This window comes from Mesorhizobium japonicum MAFF 303099, from assembly GCF_000009625.1.
Classification (GTDB): domain Bacteria; phylum Pseudomonadota; class Alphaproteobacteria; order Rhizobiales; family Rhizobiaceae; genus Mesorhizobium; species Mesorhizobium japonicum.
This window is the reverse complement of record NC_002678.2, coordinates 5,437,792-5,453,879: the sequence shown is the minus strand read 5'-3', so window position 1 is coordinate 5,453,879 and position 16,088 is coordinate 5,437,792. Positions and strand designations below refer to the sequence as shown.

The window sequence follows — 16,088 nt, the reverse complement described above, 5'->3', positions numbered from 1 at the left end:
TTCACATCGCCCTGATCGCCGCTCCGGCTTTCAGAGCCAGAGCCGCTATGGTCAACGCAGGATTTACTGCCGCCGACGTCGGCAGCACAGATGCGTCTGTGACATAGAGGTTCGCGATGTCGTGCGACCGACAATCAGGCGACACGACAGATGTGTTCGGGTCACTGCCGAGCCTGGCCGTGCCGCACTGATGCGATGTTGTCTTGCGGCCGAACGTTCGGGTGAGAACAACAGGGAAGCCGGCTTCGCGCATCACTGCGCGCGTCCGCCTGATTAATGTCTCGTGCGCACCCATATTGTTGCGGACCCAGTTCATGACGATGCGCCCGTTGCGGATGGTCACACGGCTTTCGGGATTGGGCAGATCCTCACTGGTCAGGAACCAGCCGTAGCAGTTTCGCGCAACGAGGCCGGCCAGCCAGCGCGGCAGCAACGGCGCGTTGGCTTTGAGAATATTGCCGGTGATGTGACCGAGCAATTGTACGTTGCCTAACGGAAAGCTGCCCAGCGGGTCCTTGTTGTAGAAATCGTTGAATCCAAGCGTTTTCTGATAGACGGCGGTGTTTCGACGAAAAGGGTCGATGGCCAGCATCGCCGTCGTGTTGTGGTTCATGAAGTTGCGGCCGAGCTGATCGGAGCTGTTTCCAAGACCGTTCGGATAAACCGAAGTCGACGACCGAAGCAGCAGCGCCGCACTTTGCACAGCGCCGGCAGCCACGGCGAAGACATCGGCGCCTATGCTGAGCTCGACACCATCCTTGATGAAAACCGCAGCCATCACCCTCCGCCCAGACGCGTCCGTTACCAGGCGCTGAACATTGGCGCCGGTGATCAGGGTGGCGTTCGGGTGCTCCAACGCCTTGGTGAGCGGGCCGACTTCCGCATCGATCTTCCCTGCGCCGGTATTCGGAAAGGCGTCCCAGCCTGTTTTTGCCCGCCGCAACCACGCGTCGATATCGATGGCGAGCGGCAGGCTTGCCGGATGAATGCCTGCCTGCAGCAACCGTTGGCGCACAGTCGCGATTGCAGGTTCGTCGGGAACGGGAAGATACCTGTATGGTCTATTGCGCGGCGGCTCGGTCGGGTCTTGCCTGGCATCGCCACGGACCCCGAACAAAATCTCCGCGCGTTCATACCATGGCTCGAGTTCGGCGTATGAGATCGGCCAGCCGGGTGAGCGCCCGCCCATGTGATCCCGCGGATTGAAATCTTCCTGCCGGTAGCGGTACATCACTGCACCGAAGAACTTCGAATTGCCGCCTACATAGTAGTAATTGCCCGGCAGGAAGCTCTCGCCGTCCGTCGCCAGCCATTCCTCGCTCGATCTGTAGAAGCCATTCTGGAAGATGGCGATATCGTCGCGCGCCTCCGGCGTATCCCTGAGGTGCTCCCCGCGTTCCAGGATCACGATGCGTCTTCCGGTGTCGGCGAGGCTATAGGCAAGCGAGCTGCCGCCGATGCCGGAGCCGATGATGACAATGTCTGCGGTGTGCTCCATCATCGGGCCCTCAGTCGATACGCTCTTCGGTTTGGGCGTCGAACAAGACGATCTTGCTCGTATCGACCGACAAGGTGGCTGTCTTGCGGGCCTCTACCGTCTTGGGAGGAACGCGGGCGGTGACTTCCACCCCGCCAATCTGGAACAGCGCTAGCGTATCTGGGCCGGTTGGCTCGACGACATCGATATGGACCAAGAGTGTCCTGCCCGGCTGGCCGGCAGAGACACTGAACAGCTCAGGCCGTATGCCGACAAGGACTTTGCGCCCGTTGAACTTTGCAGCGCTTTCCTTCGAGATCGGAATGCCGGAAATACGCTTTGGCTCGCTGTTGACGACGTCGAGAACCGCGACGGCGGTCGCCGAGTCGATCTCCAGCTTTCCGGGTATCAGACTCATCGCGGGCGAGCCCACAAACTTGGCAACGTAGACATTTGCCGGCCTGTCATAGACCGTTTGTGGATCGGCCAGTTGCTGCACAACACCGTCCTTCATGACAGCGACGCGGGTCGCCAAGGTCATCGCCTCGATCTGGTCATGCGTCACATACACAGTCGTAGTCCCAAGCCGGGCATGCAGCCGCTTGATCTCGGTGCGCATGTCGACGCGCAGCTTGGCGTCGAGATTGGACAGCGGCTCGTCGAACAGAAACAGCTTCGGCTGGCGTACGACAGCACGGCCCATCGCCACACGCTGGCGTTGGCCTCCCGACAACTGGCCTGGGCGGCGGTCGAGCAAATGGCTCATCTGCAGCATCTCGGCTGCCGCAAGAGTTGCCTTCGCGCGTTCAGTAGGCGGCACGCCGCGGATTTTCATGCCGAATTCGATATTCTGACGCACCGTCATGGTCGGATAAAGCGCGTAGGACTGGAACACCATGGCGATGTCGCGATCTTTCGGCGGCAGATCATTGACGACTTCGTGCGCGATCCGGATTTCGCCCGATGTGATGCTTTCAAGCCCGGCGATCATGTTGAGCAGGGTGGATTTACCGCAACCCGATGGGCCAAGCAGAACAAGAAAGTCGCCATCGGTGATCGAAATGCTGACTCCCTTCAGGACGTCAACTGCGCCATAGGATTTTCGAACGCGATCGATTTCGAGAGTTGCCATTTGGATCAACCTTTTACTGCGCCGGCCGTTAGGCCGCGCACGAAGTAACGTCCCGCAACGACATAGACGATGAGGGTAGGCAGGGCGGCGATCATGGCGGCGGCCATGTCGACGTTGTATTGTTTGCGTCCCATCGAGACGTTGACGATGTTGTTGAGGGCTACGGTGATGGGAGCATTTTCGCCGGCGGTAAAAGACGCCCCGAACAGGTAATCGTTCCAGATCTGGGTGAACTGCCAGATGCAGGACACGACGATGATCGGCAGCGCCGTTGGCAGCATGATCGACACAAAGATGCGAATGAACCCGGCACCGTCGATTTGCGCCGCCCTTACAAGTTCATCGGGAATGCCAACAAAATAGTTGCGGAAAAAGAGCGTGGTGAACGCGATGCCGTAGACTGTGTGGACAAGCACCAGTCCCGGAAGCGTCCCGGCGAGACCAAGGATGCCCAAAGTTTGCGCCATTGGAAGGATCACCGCCTGAAACGGCAGGAAGCAGCCAAACAACAGCAGCCCGAAAATAACGTTTGAGCCGGGAAACCGCCATTTGGTGATCACGTAGCCGTTGATCGCGCCAATGCCGGTCGACAGGAACACCGCCGGGACTGTCACCAGCAGCGAGTTGATGAAGTAAGGTTTGAGGCCCCTGCAGGCAGTTCCGTTGCAAGCTTCGGACCAGGCGCTGCGCCAGGCGTCGAAGCTGATTTGCGTCGGCAGGCCAATAAAGGAGCCGGCATAGATCTCATCCAGATGTTTCACCGAAGTGGTGATCATCACCCAGAGCGGCATCAGGTAAAATGCAGCCATGAAAAACAGGCTGCCGTATATGAATGCACGACCGATTCCATGCTGTCGACGGAGAGACGCTGCATTAGTGGCCATCGCGGGGCTCCTTCAGCTCTGAATAGAGGTAGGGAACAATGATGGCCGCGACTGTCATCAGCATCATCATGGCGCTGGCCGCCCCAACGCCCATCTGGTCACGCCTGAAGGTGGCCGAGTACATGAAGGTCGACGGCATTTCGGTCGAGGAACCGGGCCCGGTGTTTGTCAGCGCCAGAATGAGATCGAAGCTCTTGATCGCGATGTAGCTGAGCAGAACGATCACGCTCAGGAAGGCAGGCCGCAGCATCGGAACGACGATGGTTCGATATATCCGCGGCAACCCTGCACCTTCAATCTGTGCGGCCTTGATGACCGAATTGTCGATGCCGCGCAGGCCGGCCAGGAAAATCGCCATGGCGAAGCCGGTGGACTGCCATACCGCGGCGATCACGACGCAATAAATCGCGAAAGTCGGCTGCGCGATCCAGTCAAACACGAAGCTGGTCCAGCCTAGATCATTGACCACCTTCTGCACGCCCAGAGCGGGGTTGAGGATCCATTTCCAGGCGGTACCTGTGACGATGAAGGACAGCGCCATCGGGTAGAGAAAAATCGCACGCAAGGTGCCTTCAACACGTATCTTCTGATCAAGAAGGATCGCCATCAACAGTCCGAGGCCGGTGGTCAGGCCGAGGAACAGTGCTGAAAAGACAAACAGATTGAACACCGCCGTATGCCAGCGCGGCGTCGACCACAGGCGGACATATTGATTCAAGCCGACGAAATCGTATTTCGGCACGATCATGGAAGATGAGAGCGAAATCCAACCGGTCCAGCAGATGAAAAGGTAGACCGCAACCAGCACAACTAAAAGACTGGGTGCCAGAACCAGCCGCGGCAGCCAATTCGCAATACGGTCCGACAATGGGATGGGTCTGCTCATCGACTTGCCCTGTGGTTTGGTCAGTGGAGCGGCGAGGAAATGCGCTGCCGGGACAGTACTGGGAGGAATTGCCCCGGCAGCTGAACGCGCGCCTCAGCGTGCGTTGTTAATGCCGTCGACCAGGGATTTGACCGCGTCTTCCGCACTCATGTCTGTGACAAAAAACTTGCCGACCACATCCTGGAACACGCCGGAGAAGCGCGGCTCGACGGCAAAGCCGTCAGTGAGCGATCCGTATATGGCGTTATTCTTGATGGCTTCGACGCGGTCTGAAAAGCTGCGCTTGGCGCAGTCGTCAAAATCGTCCATCGCCACGTCGAGACGAGCCGGGATCGAACCCTTGATCAGGTTGAACTTTTTCTGGACCTCCGGGTCCATGATCGCTTCCGCGACCGCGTCCTGCCCTTTTGTAATATCGGCATTGTCGATCTTGAAGCCGCCGAATGTATCGAACACGAATTTGTAGTTCGGCGTGGCGGTCGGCGTCGGGAAGCACAGAAAGTCGACGCCCGGCTTCATGCCCTTGGCGAGGAATTCGCCCTTCGCCCAGTCGCCCATGATCTGCATGCCAGCCTGGCCGTTAGCAACCAAGTTCGTCGCTGCCGCCCAGTCACGGCCGGTGAAGCCGGCATCATGCAATCCACGCACCTTGCCCAGAAGTTCGAAGGTCTTGATCATCTCCGGGCTGGACAGCGCCGATTCATCAAGATCGATTGCGGCTTTCTTGTAGAAATCGGGGCCGTTGACATCGATCAAAATCGATTCGAACAGTTCTTCGATCTGCCAACTTTCATCGCTCATCGCGATCGGGGTAACACCAATCGCTTTCAGCTTTTCACCACTTGCAATCAGTTCATCCCAGCTCGTGGGAACGGCGACTCCTGCCTTGTCAAAGACAGCCTTGTTCGCCCAAACCCAGTTCTGACGATGCATGTTGATCGGGGTCGAGAAAAAGCTGTCATCCTGTCTCAGGAATTGCAGCATGACCGGCGGCAGGTCGGCCTTCCAGCCGTTCTTGGCATACAGATCATTCAATGAACGCAACGCGCCTTCCTTGGCCCAGCCCAGTCCTTCAAAGCCAAGGAACTGCATCACAGCAGGCGGGTTGCCGGCGGCAACACGGGTGCGCAGCGCCTGCTGGGCGTTGGCGCCATTGGCGCCGCCGACCGCGCTGTCCTGCCATTCGAAACCCATGGTCTTGAGTTTGTCGGTGAGCACCTTCAGCGCGCCGACCTCGCTTGCCGAGGTCCATACATGCAGGCCCTCGATCTTGGTTTGGGCGGTTGCCTGACCCGCAAAGGACAGGCCGAGCGTCGTGGCCAACAGAATTTTCTTGAGTTCAGTCATCGTCATTCCCCTTGGTTGATGTTGAAATGCCCGGTCGCCTATTCGGCTGTTATCGGGCGGTGGCAGTCAGCGTGGATCGACCGGCATGGCATAGCCGACGTTTCGCCCCCCGTAGCGGCGGACCCGGATGTTGGATTGCTCGGCGTGGCCGACGAAGCCCTCCATGAGGGAGAGACGCGAGCCGTACTCTCCGATGAGCGCGGAGGCCTCGTCCGTCAGGATGCGCTGATAGGTGCAGGTCTTGAGGAACTTGCCTACCCAGAGCCCGCCGGTATAGCGGGCGGCCTTGTTGGTCGGCAGCGTGTGGTTGGTGCCTATGACCTTGTCGCCGAACGAAACGTTCGTGCGAGCCCCCAGGAACAGCGCGCCATAGTTCCTCATGGAGTTGAGGAAGTGGTCGGGGTCGCGCGTCATCACCTGGACATGTTCGGAAGCGAGACGATCGGCCTCGGCCACCATCTCTTTGGTCGTCTCGCACAGGATGATCTCGCCGAAATCCTCCCAGGCCTTTGCCGCGATGGCCGCCGTTGGGAGGATCGTCAGCAGGCGCCCGATTTCGGCGACTGTGTCCAGTGCCAGCTTTTCGGAGTTGGTGATCAGCACCGCCGGCGAGTTCACGCCATGCTCGGCCTGGCCGAGCAGGTCGGTCGCAACCAGCTCGCCATCGACGCTGTCGTCGGCGATCACCAGAGTCTCGGTTGGACCGGCAAAGAGATCGATGCCGACCTTACCGAACAGAAGGCGCTTGGCTTCGGCCACATAGGCATTGCCTGGCCCCGCCACCATGTCGACCGGGGCGATCGTTTCGGTCCCGTACGCCATGGCCGCGATCGCCTGGACGCCGCCGAGACAGTAGATCTCGTCGGCCCCGGCCAGGGCCTGGGCGGCCACGATCTTTTCGGCGACCTTGCCCTGGAAGGGCGGTGCGCACGTGATGATGCGCTCGCAACCGGCAACCCTTGCCGTGAGCACCGTCATATGCGCCGAGGCCAGCAGTGGATACTTTCCGCCCGGCACGTAGCAGCCGACATTCTGGATCGGCACGTTGCGGTGCCCAAGGACGACGCCCGGCAGCGTCTCGATCTCAAGATCGAGCAGTGTTGCGCGCTGCGCCTCGGCGAAGTTGCGGATCTGGTCCTGCGCGAAATCAAGGTCTTCGCGTTCACGCCCGGTCAGCGAGTTGATGCAAGCGTCGATCTCGGCCTTGGTCAGGCGATAGGAGTCCCGGTCGAACTTGTCGAAACGGATCGACAGTTCGCGGACTGCCCTGTCGCCCCCCTGCTCGACTTGGTCGAGGAGTGTCTGGACCGCGCTCGTCATGGCACCGTTGCCGCCGTTTACAACGCTGCCTCGAGCCGACTTGATGGTGCGTATCATGGCAATGGCTCTTCGTTTGCAGGGCCTACGCCCCGCATTGCGGTCTGAATCAATGGAATGAAGCGCGAGCAGCCAGGGCTGCTCGCCCCAGGTACGGCTACATGTGCTGTTCGAGCACGCGCTTCTCGGTGTAAGCCGCCTGCTCTTTCTCGTAGTAGGCGGGCGATGGAAAATCCCACCAGCCGGTGGCAAACGGACCGGCCGCATCGCGAGAGGTTATGACCTCGACCAGCGCCGGGCCGCCACAATCGAGAGCGGCCTTCAGCGATTTCTCCAGATCCTCGTCGGCCGTGACCTTCCAGCTCTCGACGCCGAAGTTCCTCGCGACCGCCGCAATGTCGGCGCTGTAGGGTTCGCCATTACCCTTGTGGCGGTTGAATTCGGAGGCGATGTGTCGTCCCATGAACTTGCGCTGACCGCCACGGATCGACATGTAGCCCTGGTTGTTCTGGACCAGGAACACGACAGGAATGTTGTTCATCACGGCGGTACCGAGTTCGGGCAGCGACATCATGAAATCGCCGTCGCCGGTGATGGATACGACCTGACGGTCCGGCATTGCCAGCTTGGCGCCCATTGCGGCGGGAACGGCCCAGCCCATCGGCGAGAATGAGCCGGAGGTGAGGTGGGTCCGCGGCTGGTAGATCGGAAAGGTCTGCTTGACCGCGCCTTGCGTGTTGCCCGACCCGACAACGACGATGCCGTCGCGACTCATGACCGTGCGTAACGCACCAAGCGGCCGCTGCGACGTGAAGGGCGACTCGCGGCTATCGCGGCGCGGCGCAAGCAGCGCTTCCCAGTCTGCCTTCGCTTTCTGGACATCGGCCAGAAACCTGTCGCGGCGCATGACCGCTTTCTTCGACTCGGCCTCCGAAATCATGGCCAGCATCGCTTCTAGCGTTGCCTTGGCATCGGCCACGATGCCAACCTCCGTCGGATAGTTCTTGCCGATCTCGTGGTGGTCGAGATCGATGTGGATGAGCTTGCCCGGCGGAATCGAAAAGCTGACGCCCTTGGCGTAGGAGGAAGCCGACCAGTCGGTGAAGCGGCAGCCGACCGACATGATGACATCGGCCGATGCAGTAATGCTGTTGCCGCAGGTCGTGCCGGTCTGGCCGACAGCGCCGATGAACAGCGCATGGTCTTCGGAAATGGCGCCCTTGCCGTTCCAGGTAATGGAAACCGCGGCACCCAGCTTTTCGGCGAGCCTCGTGAGCTCTCCCGACGCATTGGCGGAAATCGCACCGCCGCCTGCGACGATGACCGGCCGTTCGGCCGACAGCAGCAGCTTCACGGCCCGCTCGACCGCTTTCGGATCCGGGTAGGAAACGCCGCGCGCCATGCGAAGATCGAGTGGATGAATCTCGACATCGGCCGCCTCGACCTGGATGTCCATCGGGACCTCGACATGGACGGGTCCGGGACGGCCGCTCAGCATGGTGTTGAAGGCGCGGTGCATGATGAAGGGCAGTTCGTCGACGCGGCCAGCCTTGTAGGCGCGCTTGGTGACCTGTTCGGTGATGCGAGGGAAAGCGTTCTCGTTCTGCCGCTCGATCTCCTGCATCACGCCGTGACCCTTCATGTGGGTCGCCGGGCCGCCGGAGACAAAAAAGGCGGGAATGGAGTCGGCGTAGCAGGTCGCAAGTCCGATGATCGTGTTCGTCGCGCCAGGACCGATCGATGTGGAGCAGGCCATCGGCCGACCGCTGGCCCGGAAGAAGCCATCGGCCATATGCACGGCGCTCTGCTCATGCATGACCTGGATGAATGGAAGGGTCGACCCCTCTTCCAGGAAGGCGTCAAACAGCGACCAGATGCCGTGGCCGGGAACGCCAGCCACGTACTCGACGCCATACTCCTTGAGTGCCCTTGCAACGATTTGACCGCCCGTCAGCTTCATCTCTATCGACCCTCTGATTTTTGCTCTTTTGCCTCAAGCGGGCTCAAGATGAGGGTCCCTGAAAGCCGGCCCTCGGTGATAGCGCAAGTAGGCAGACAATCGAGGGCTTGTGACAAGTTCGCAGAATGCGTTTCCTTGACGCGAGATGACGCACCATTCGAGAATAAGTGCATCAAACCCGTTCGGCCGATCAGCTCTTACGCCAAACGATCAGAAGGATAACGGGCTAACCGCATTCGACATCGACTATCGTGACACGCCGTGCCGACAGTAGGAGCACCGGGGCTCGACGGTCGAAGCGACGCAATATGACGCATGTCCGACGTCATCCTGCGAATTAATTCATCGATCCGCGCACTTCCGCCGGCTATGCCCGTGTGGCTTGTTGGTCTCATGACAATTCATGCACCAGATACGATGATGAAGAACCAGGCCAGAGACCTATCGTTCGCCGACGACTTCATTTTCGCCATGCTCGTCGAGAACGTCGTCGAATATGACGTCGAGGACGCCGTCGTCGTCAACCTCGGGCCCTGGCCCATGATTACCGGCGATGAGCATCCCGCGGTTGTCCCTGCCTGGAAATCCACCCAGCTGAAGGGCGGACGCATCAAATCGGCGGAGCGTGCAGCCATTCTCAGGGTAAAGAATGCCGTCAATCTCGGCGGCTGCATGTTCCGCGGCTGGGACTGGCTCGGCAACCGCATCAAGAGTTTCCCGCGCGACACGCCGCTTTTCATTTCACCCCAGGACGAGATCGGCACGGTAACCACCGATCCCTATGTGTTCACCAATGAGCGTCGCGCAGCGGAGGCACCGCAGACCTTCAGGCTGAAACTCAATCTATGGTGGTCGCCGGGCGATACGGACTGCTTCATCCACAATGAGCATCGGTTCCTGGAAACTCATACCCAGATCCACGGCAGCGGCCGCATGCAGAAGTTCCGGGAACGGGCGGCGTCCACGATCTATGAGGACGTGGTAATGCCGATCGGCTATTCGCACGATCCATTCTGCCGGGTGACGGGCGAAAACCAATGGACCTATCCCTGGCATCGCTACTATGCCGATACGGATTCGGTCTGGCTGGCGATCGAACTGCATCCCTGAGCGTCATTTCGGACCTTTTTGCGTCCGCCGAAGGCTACACGCCTCACATCTGGATCATATCCAGCCCGTCCCCCAGATATTGCAGCGCCTCGCGGGGGATTGCCGGGTCGTTGCGATCCATGACCGTCAGAGCCTTGAGATGCTCCCGGCGCAGTAGGCCTGGCCCACGGTAATGCAGCGCCACTTTGGTCGAGTACGGCTGGCGAAAAACGTTGGCGGCGATACCGCTGGAAATGCCGAACATGAACCGCTTGGCATTGCGCTTCACCTGAGCATAGACGCCAAACGTGAGTTCGTTGCACTGAATGCCCTCGAAATCGGCAGTGAACAGTCGATCGGCAAGTGGAAAGCAGAAGCCGTAATATTTAAAGATGTACTCGGTCTTTCGAGGCGTATCGAAACTTGGGAATCGCTCGACGTAATAGTGCTGCAAAAACTCCCGGTTCCTGTAAATGCAGAATGCGGATTTGAGGACAAATCCCTTGTAGATCGATGAGAACTGATAGCGGTCATAGATACCGGCTATTTCGTTGTCCTGCGAATTGTTCTCGACGATCATACTGGAAATAAACCGCGAAAACTCGGGCAATTGCCGAGCCGTTGTCATGGCATGAAAGAAATTTCCATCCACGAGCGTCCGGAATTCTTCTGGGTCCGAGAAAAGGATGGGCACGCTCAACCCGAAATAGTTGGCGATTATCCGGATGTTGGCTGCCGACGGAACATGAACCCCGGAAAGATATTTGTTGAACTGCTGGCGATTGACGTTGATCTTGCGACAGACTGCGGCAACCGAGCCGTGCTGGTCACACAAGGTTCTGAGATTGGCCGCCAACGCGCCAGTGTTCTCGCCAATATACGTCACCGCAGGCTTCTCCAGCAAATATGAAGCAACTAGACGCTACGACTACGCCGAAGTGAGAAGGACTTCAATGGGATGCGAAATTGATCGCGACGCAAGCGGGCTCCATAGTTTGCAAGGTTTAGCCGGGAGGGATGTTTCAGTGGCAGCAGGCGCCAAGGTGGGTTGGTCCTTCATGGGGACCGGAACCATCGCTACGGAGCTGGTGGTCGAGGCAATCCGATCGGTCGGCCATTCGCCGCTGTGGGTGGTGAGCAGAAGCAAGAGGGATGCCGACCATTTCGCCGAGGATCTTGGCATTCCGCATTCGACGACCGAGCTTGGACCTGTTCTGCAGGATCCATCGGTCGGGTTCGCCTATATCAGCGCCAGTCTCAAGCGCCGGCCGCACTACATCACCGCGGCAGCCGGTGCGGGCAAACATATTCTGTGCGACGGGCCGATTTCCTGCACCAGCAAGACGGCCAGCGCATTGGTAGAGCTATGCCGGGGAGCGCGGGCGTCGCTGGTGGTCAATCAGCGCTTGCGGGCATCGACTATCCATCAAACGATGCGGCGGTTGGTACGGGATGGCGACATCGGCGCGGTTCAATCGATCGTGTTGATACGTGGAGGACCCTATCAGGCCCCGCCCAACCGAAGCGCCCGGGACTTCAACGATGGTAGCGGAATTTACCTCGACGTCTCCGTCGAGAACATCGACCTGGCGCGTTTCCTGACCGGTGCGGAACCGGTAGAGGCCACTGCTCTGATCACATCGGAAAAAATGGTGCCGAGCCAAGCGACCTATATACTCCGGCTCAGCGATGGAAGCCTTTTTCAGGCCCATGAAAGCTTCAGGACCGCCGACATCGAAAGCATGGTGCTCGTGGCGGGCGATAGAGGTGCCCTGATTGCGCAAGGCACGCTGAATGGCCGCACGTCGGGGACGCTGATGCGACGAGCAGATGGCAGGAACGAAGCTGTCCCCGTTCGCGACCACGATGTCCACCTAGCAACCGTTAGAGAATTTGCCAATACGCGCGGCCAAACGCCGTCCTGGTTATCGCAGGGCACTGACAGTGTTATTGCCCTGCGAACTGTCGAAGCCGTCGCCATGTCCGCGAAAAAGCGCCGTACGGTTCCCATTCAAGGCTAGCGCCATCCAATCCAACGATGCTGCCCTCGGCAGGGAGTCATGATGAAAAGCAATCCCATCCTGTTCCACTCGCTTGCCGCCCGGCATTCCACGCTCGCCATCGATCTCGACATCGTTCGCAAGATCGGGTTCGATGGGCTGGAAGTCTCGGCCGCCAAGATGCGCGCTTTCCTGGATGCCGGCTTCACGGCCAAGGATCTGAACAAGGCCTTTGACGGCGTGTACGTGCCGGGGACGGGCTTCCTTGTCGACATCGAGCGCCAGGGTGAGGGCAGGGCCGCGCTGATGCGCGAAGCCGACTGCCTGTTTCAGCTTGCCGCCAGCGCCGGCATAAAGGGCGTGCAGGTCATTACTGGCCCGCTCAGCCTGAAAGCTCTGAATGACGCTTCCGCCGCCGCGACCCCCGGCCCTTTGCCGCGGTGTCGTCGGTCTGCCGCTCGAGACGCAGATCGATCTCACCGCTTCAAATCTGGCAGCGGTCGCCGACCTTGCGGCACAGTATGGGCTGCTGATCTACCTGGAGGCCCTGTCCTGGACGCCGCTCAACACGATCGACAGGCAGCTTCGGACAATCGAGATCGCCAATCGCGACAATATCCGGCTCGTGATCGACTTCTGGCACTGCTACACGTCCGGTGACACGCCCAAGCACATCGCCCGGCTGCACAAAGACATTATCTACGGTGTCCACATCTGCGATTCCCTCGCCTATGCCGGCGGCGTCCCTGACGAGAACATGCTGAGGGACGTGCCAACGGGAAACGGCGTGCTGAACCTCAAGGAGTGGGTCGATGCGGTAAAGTCGACCGGCTATGACGGCTGGTGGAGCTGCGAGCTGTTCTGCCGGCGGCAGCATCAGGAAAACAGCTATGACGTGGCCCGCAGCCTCAACGCGCTGATGCGGGACCTTGTCGGCGCCTGACGACCTCATCCCCAGCTACCTGCCCCAACCGACAAGTGGAACGCCATGCACAATCTGCCAGACATCTCCTTCTTCCATCGGCTTGCGGATGCAGCCGCGAACGTTGCCCTGGCCTACTATCGCAAGCCGATCGAGGTCGAGGAGAAGGTGAAACCGGGTTATCGCTTCGACCCGGTGACGATTGCCGACAAGAAGGCGGAACAGGTCATCCGCGCGCTGATCTCGGGAGAATTCCCGGACCATGCGGTGCTTGGCGAGGAGTTTGGCGAAAGCGGCCAGGGACCCGTCAAATGGATCATCGACCCGATCGACGGCACCCGGCCATTCATCTGCGGCATTCCCGTCTGGGGCACCCTTATCGGCCTGACGGTCGATGGAAAGGCCTGCATGGGCATGATGAGCCAGCCCTTTACCGGCGAACGGTTTTGGGCCACCGGGACCGAGGCGTGGACAGGTGGCGCATCAGGCTCGAGCCGGCTGCAGACGAAGGCTGCGGGCTCGTTGGCCACCGCGATCCTTCATACCAATTCACCCGACAGGTTTCCGGATTTCCCCGACATCAACTTCGCCCGTCTTAAGGATGCCGCGCTGATGACCCGCTACGGCGGCGAGTGCTATGCCTTCGCGATGCTGGCGGCCGGGCAGATCGTCTGTGACGACTCGGACATCCAATGCCGAGTTTGTTCGGCCGGCGAGCGAACTTGGCTCTCTCTAATGCGACCTGACAATCGCCACTGCTATTGTCTCAGCAGCCACAATAAATGAGCGCATTGAGTTGGCAGAGGGAATTTTCGGCAAGCTCGGGCCATCCACAACGCCCAGATGTTCAGTCCCGTCGGCGCGCATGGCCAGGCCCCGACGATCACGGGACGGGTGCCGGTCACCGAAAACCCTCGGGCATGAGCGTCTGGTTCACTGAAACGAAAATCGGCCCCATCACAGAACGCGCTTCGGATCAGACGGTTTGCCCAAGTGCTGGGCACGAGCTTGAACTGACGTTGCTGCGCAACAGGCTTCACCGAAGAGCGGATCGAGACGGTGTCAGATGGAATATAGGCCGTGCAGTTGGCGTCAGAAAGGCTGAAGGGCTTTTACAATGCTGGCTCCGGCTCGCACTAGATCGTCGAGATGGCTTATTGGCGCATCGTGCTCGAGGACTAGACAGTCGATCTCATTTATCTCGGATACGCGGTGCGGCGCTCTCACCTCTAGCTTATCCGTCGTAGCCAGGGCGATAGTATATCCGCTGGCCGCCACCAGAGCCCGCTTGAAGGTAGCGTCAGCAATGTCGAATGCACTAAGGCCGAATGTTGGAGAAACCGAACAGACGCCGATAAAGGATCTGTCGATGTTCATCTGCGCAAGACTACCTATAGCCGTGGCATCGACGCAACCGCCGACAGCAAGATCGACTGTCCCGCCGAGCATAATGAGTTTCAGGTCCTGTCCTCGCAGCGCTGCGCCGGCAATATCTATGGAATTGGTGGCCAAGGTCAGATCGTAGCCTTTCGGCAAGAAATCGATCAGCGCCAGATTGGTGCTACCGCTGTCCAGAAATATGAATTCTCCAGGCTCGATCATTGTCGCGGCGGTTTGCGCAAGCGCCTGTTTTTGTCGATGCCGGGTGTCCATTCGGACTGACATTGGAACACTGCTTGCAAGAAGTGGGAGTGCTCCGCCATAGACGCGGCGACAGCGCCCCGCCGCTGCAATCGCCCGCCGGAATTCGCAATTGCGGCGGCTTTGGTGGTCGTTTTTGCTTTCGATCAATGTATGGCCCGCCAGCATATTTTAAGGGACCACAAGTGACAGGTATGGTTGAGAGGACGTTCCGGCACCGGACGTCTGCCGGCTAGCCCAATCGCCGCCGGATGAGGACAGAAGACGCTCCCTTCTAGTTCTTCCGACGAATTGACAGTGTGATGATTGAGAGCGGAAAAGCAGGCGCGATGGCAGCGTAGGCTTGTCGTGCAGCTGACTTGGTGCGGGAGAAGAGTCGGGATTGGGAGGATAGCATGGGCGGGGACCTATTCGGTCATCACGCTGACCGCATTCAGGCCGCGATCGCATCAGATGCGGCGGCGAAGTCCGCGCTGGTCGCATCTTGGCGACGGTCTTGCAATTTGCATCGGCTCGATCCAGCCGACCGCAGTCCACCACGCTACCTCACGGAGACGGAACTGGGGCGGGCCCGACAACGCATCGAACCACTCGTCCGGGCCGCCCAATCGAGTCTGGACCGGCTCTATCTTGCGGTGGGCGGCGTTGGGTGCTGTGTCCTCCTCGCCGATCGTGACGGCGTGCCGGTCGAACGGCGCGGCGCGCCTGTGGATGACGAGACTTTTCATTCCTGGGGCTTGTGGACTGGCTCCGTGTGGAACGAACAAAGCGAGGGCACCAACGGTATCGGCACCTGTCTGGTCGAACAGCGCGCGCTGACGATCCACCGCGACCAGCATTTCCACACGCGCAATACGGGCCTCAGCTGCACCACGGCTCCTATCTACGATCACCAGGGAGATCTTGTGGCCGCGCTTGACGTTTCTTCCTGCCGCGCTGACCTGACCGAAGCTTTTGCCAACCTTATTTCTTTGGCCGTTGTCGACGCGGCGCGTCGGATCGAGGCAGAGAACTTCAAAATGGCATTCCCCAAGGCGCGCATTCTGCTGGCCCCGGTGGCCGACAAAGGCTCCGGTGCACTGATCGCCGTAGATAGCGACGACCTGGTGGTCGGCGCGACTCGACAGGCTCGCATCGCGCTTGGAATCACCCAGCAGTGTCTCGACAAGCCGATGCCAGCGGCCGATCTGCTTGGCTGGACTGGCCCCGAAATCCTCGCCGAGGCTGAGCGCGGTGTTTTACAACGGGCGCTGGCCCGGGCGGACGGAAATGTCTCGGCGGCGGCTCAGGCGCTTGGCATCAGCCGCGCGACGCTGCACCGCAAGCTCAACCGCCTGGACGCTCACAAGTCGCACTGACCATTCGGAACCTCACACGACTGTCGCAATTGTGCGACACATCTGGCCCGCCAGCTGTTTCCGGGGCGATGACAT

At 59.8% G+C, this 16,088-nt stretch carries 14 protein-coding genes; 5 read left to right on the top strand and 9 right to left on the bottom strand.

Going from position 1 to position 16,088, the window contains the following annotated elements; all coding sequences use genetic code 11:
- Position 1: 1 nt before the first annotated feature.
- From MAFF_RS27190 to MAFF_RS27160, 7 genes are all read right to left on the bottom strand, one after another.
- Positions 2–1,498: a GMC oxidoreductase gene (locus MAFF_RS27190; RefSeq protein WP_044551405.1), complete on the bottom strand. Its 1,497-nt coding sequence runs from the start codon at positions 1,496–1,498 to the stop codon at positions 2–4.
- A gap of 10 nt (positions 1,499–1,508) precedes the next feature.
- Positions 1,509–2,609: an ABC transporter ATP-binding protein gene (locus MAFF_RS27185; protein WP_010914217.1), complete on the bottom strand. Its 1,101-nt coding sequence runs from the start codon at positions 2,607–2,609 to the stop codon at positions 1,509–1,511.
- Positions 2,610–2,614: 5 nt separating this feature from the next.
- A complete protein-coding gene (locus tag MAFF_RS27180; RefSeq protein ID WP_010914216.1) occupies positions 2,615–3,493 on the bottom strand; it encodes a carbohydrate ABC transporter permease in 879 nt (292 codons plus the stop codon).
- Complete coding sequence (locus tag MAFF_RS27175; RefSeq protein WP_010914215.1) at positions 3,483–4,379, bottom strand: carbohydrate ABC transporter permease; 897 nt, start codon at positions 4,377–4,379, stop codon at positions 3,483–3,485. The genes MAFF_RS27180 and MAFF_RS27175 overlap by 11 nt, the downstream gene beginning before the upstream one ends.
- 93 nt (positions 4,380–4,472) lie before the next feature.
- Positions 4,473–5,726: an ABC transporter substrate-binding protein gene (locus MAFF_RS27170; RefSeq protein ID WP_044551403.1), complete on the bottom strand. Its 1,254-nt coding sequence runs from the start codon at positions 5,724–5,726 to the stop codon at positions 4,473–4,475.
- 66 nt (positions 5,727–5,792) lie between these two features.
- A complete protein-coding gene (gene hisD / locus MAFF_RS27165; RefSeq protein WP_010914213.1) occupies positions 5,793–7,103 on the bottom strand; it encodes a histidinol dehydrogenase in 1,311 nt (436 codons plus the stop codon).
- A 97-nt stretch (positions 7,104–7,200) separates the two neighbouring features.
- Positions 7,201–9,003, bottom strand: a complete 1,803-nt coding sequence (locus tag MAFF_RS27160) for a thiamine pyrophosphate-binding protein (RefSeq protein ID WP_010914212.1) — start codon at positions 9,001–9,003, stop codon at positions 7,201–7,203.
- A gap of 417 nt (positions 9,004–9,420) precedes the next feature.
- Here MAFF_RS27160 and MAFF_RS27155 point away from each other — a divergent pair, with 417 nt between their 5' ends.
- The gene (locus tag MAFF_RS27155; protein WP_244420626.1) at positions 9,421–10,113 is read left to right on the top strand and encodes a hypothetical protein; all 693 of its coding nucleotides are present in this window, start codon (positions 9,421–9,423) and stop codon (positions 10,111–10,113) included.
- 43 nt (positions 10,114–10,156) lie between these two features.
- Here the strand turns inward: MAFF_RS27155 and MAFF_RS27150 are convergent, their stop codons facing one another.
- On the bottom strand, positions 10,157–10,978 hold the full coding sequence (locus tag MAFF_RS27150) for a helix-turn-helix domain-containing protein (RefSeq protein WP_044551399.1): 822 nt from the start codon (positions 10,976–10,978) through the stop codon (positions 10,157–10,159).
- Positions 10,979–11,117: 139 nt separating this feature from the next.
- On the opposite strand from MAFF_RS27150, the gene MAFF_RS27145 reads away from it, so the two are divergent.
- The 3 genes from MAFF_RS27145 (at position 11,118) to MAFF_RS27135 (ending at position 13,800) form a co-directional block, all read left to right on the top strand.
- Entirely contained in the window at positions 11,118–12,113 is a 996-nt protein-coding gene (locus tag MAFF_RS27145) for a Gfo/Idh/MocA family protein (RefSeq protein WP_244420625.1), read from the top strand.
- 379 nt (positions 12,114–12,492) lie between these two features.
- Positions 12,493–13,035, top strand: coding sequence for a sugar phosphate isomerase/epimerase family protein (locus tag MAFF_RS40905; RefSeq protein WP_010914208.1), 543 nt, complete (start codon positions 12,493–12,495; stop codon positions 13,033–13,035).
- A gap of 45 nt (positions 13,036–13,080) precedes the next feature.
- Positions 13,081–13,800, top strand: a complete 720-nt coding sequence (locus MAFF_RS27135; protein ID WP_010914207.1) for an inositol monophosphatase family protein — start codon at positions 13,081–13,083, stop codon at positions 13,798–13,800.
- 306 nt (positions 13,801–14,106) lie between these two features.
- Here the strand turns inward: MAFF_RS27135 and MAFF_RS27130 are convergent, their stop codons facing one another.
- Positions 14,107–14,805, bottom strand: a complete 699-nt coding sequence (locus MAFF_RS27130; protein WP_197535290.1) for a DeoR/GlpR family DNA-binding transcription regulator — start codon at positions 14,803–14,805, stop codon at positions 14,107–14,109.
- Between the two features lie 245 nt (positions 14,806–15,050).
- Here MAFF_RS27130 and MAFF_RS27125 point away from each other — a divergent pair, with 245 nt between their 5' ends.
- Positions 15,051–16,013, top strand: a complete 963-nt coding sequence (locus tag MAFF_RS27125; protein ID WP_010914205.1) for a GAF domain-containing protein — start codon at positions 15,051–15,053, stop codon at positions 16,011–16,013.
- The last annotated feature ends 75 nt before the right edge of the window (positions 16,014–16,088 follow it).

Coding starts and splice junctions, on each gene's coding strand:
- MAFF_RS27180 (WP_010914216.1), bottom strand. CDS start 3,493: ATGGCCACTAATGCAGCGTCTCTCCGTCGACAGCATGGAATCGGTCGT.
- MAFF_RS27185 (WP_010914217.1), bottom strand. CDS start 2,609: ATGGCAACTCTCGAAATCGATCGCGTTCGAAAATCCTATGGCGCAGTT.
- MAFF_RS27175 (WP_010914215.1), bottom strand. CDS start 4,379: ATGAGCAGACCCATCCCATTGTCGGACCGTATTGCGAATTGGCTGCCG.
- hisD (WP_010914213.1), bottom strand. CDS start 7,103: ATGATACGCACCATCAAGTCGGCTCGAGGCAGCGTTGTAAACGGCGGC.
- MAFF_RS27155 (WP_244420626.1), top strand. CDS start 9,421: ATGATGAAGAACCAGGCCAGAGACCTATCGTTCGCCGACGACTTCATT.
- MAFF_RS27125 (WP_010914205.1), top strand. CDS start 15,051: ATGGGCGGGGACCTATTCGGTCATCACGCTGACCGCATTCAGGCCGCG.
- MAFF_RS27190 (WP_044551405.1), bottom strand. CDS start 1,498: ATGGAGCACACCGCAGACATTGTCATCATCGGCTCCGGCATCGGCGGC.
- MAFF_RS27170 (WP_044551403.1), bottom strand. CDS start 5,726: ATGACTGAACTCAAGAAAATTCTGTTGGCCACGACGCTCGGCCTGTCC.
- MAFF_RS27160 (WP_010914212.1), bottom strand. CDS start 9,003: ATGAAGCTGACGGGCGGTCAAATCGTTGCAAGGGCACTCAAGGAGTAT.
- MAFF_RS27135 (WP_010914207.1), top strand. CDS start 13,081: ATGCACAATCTGCCAGACATCTCCTTCTTCCATCGGCTTGCGGATGCA.
- MAFF_RS40905 (WP_010914208.1), top strand. CDS start 12,493: ATGACGCTTCCGCCGCCGCGACCCCCGGCCCTTTGCCGCGGTGTCGTC.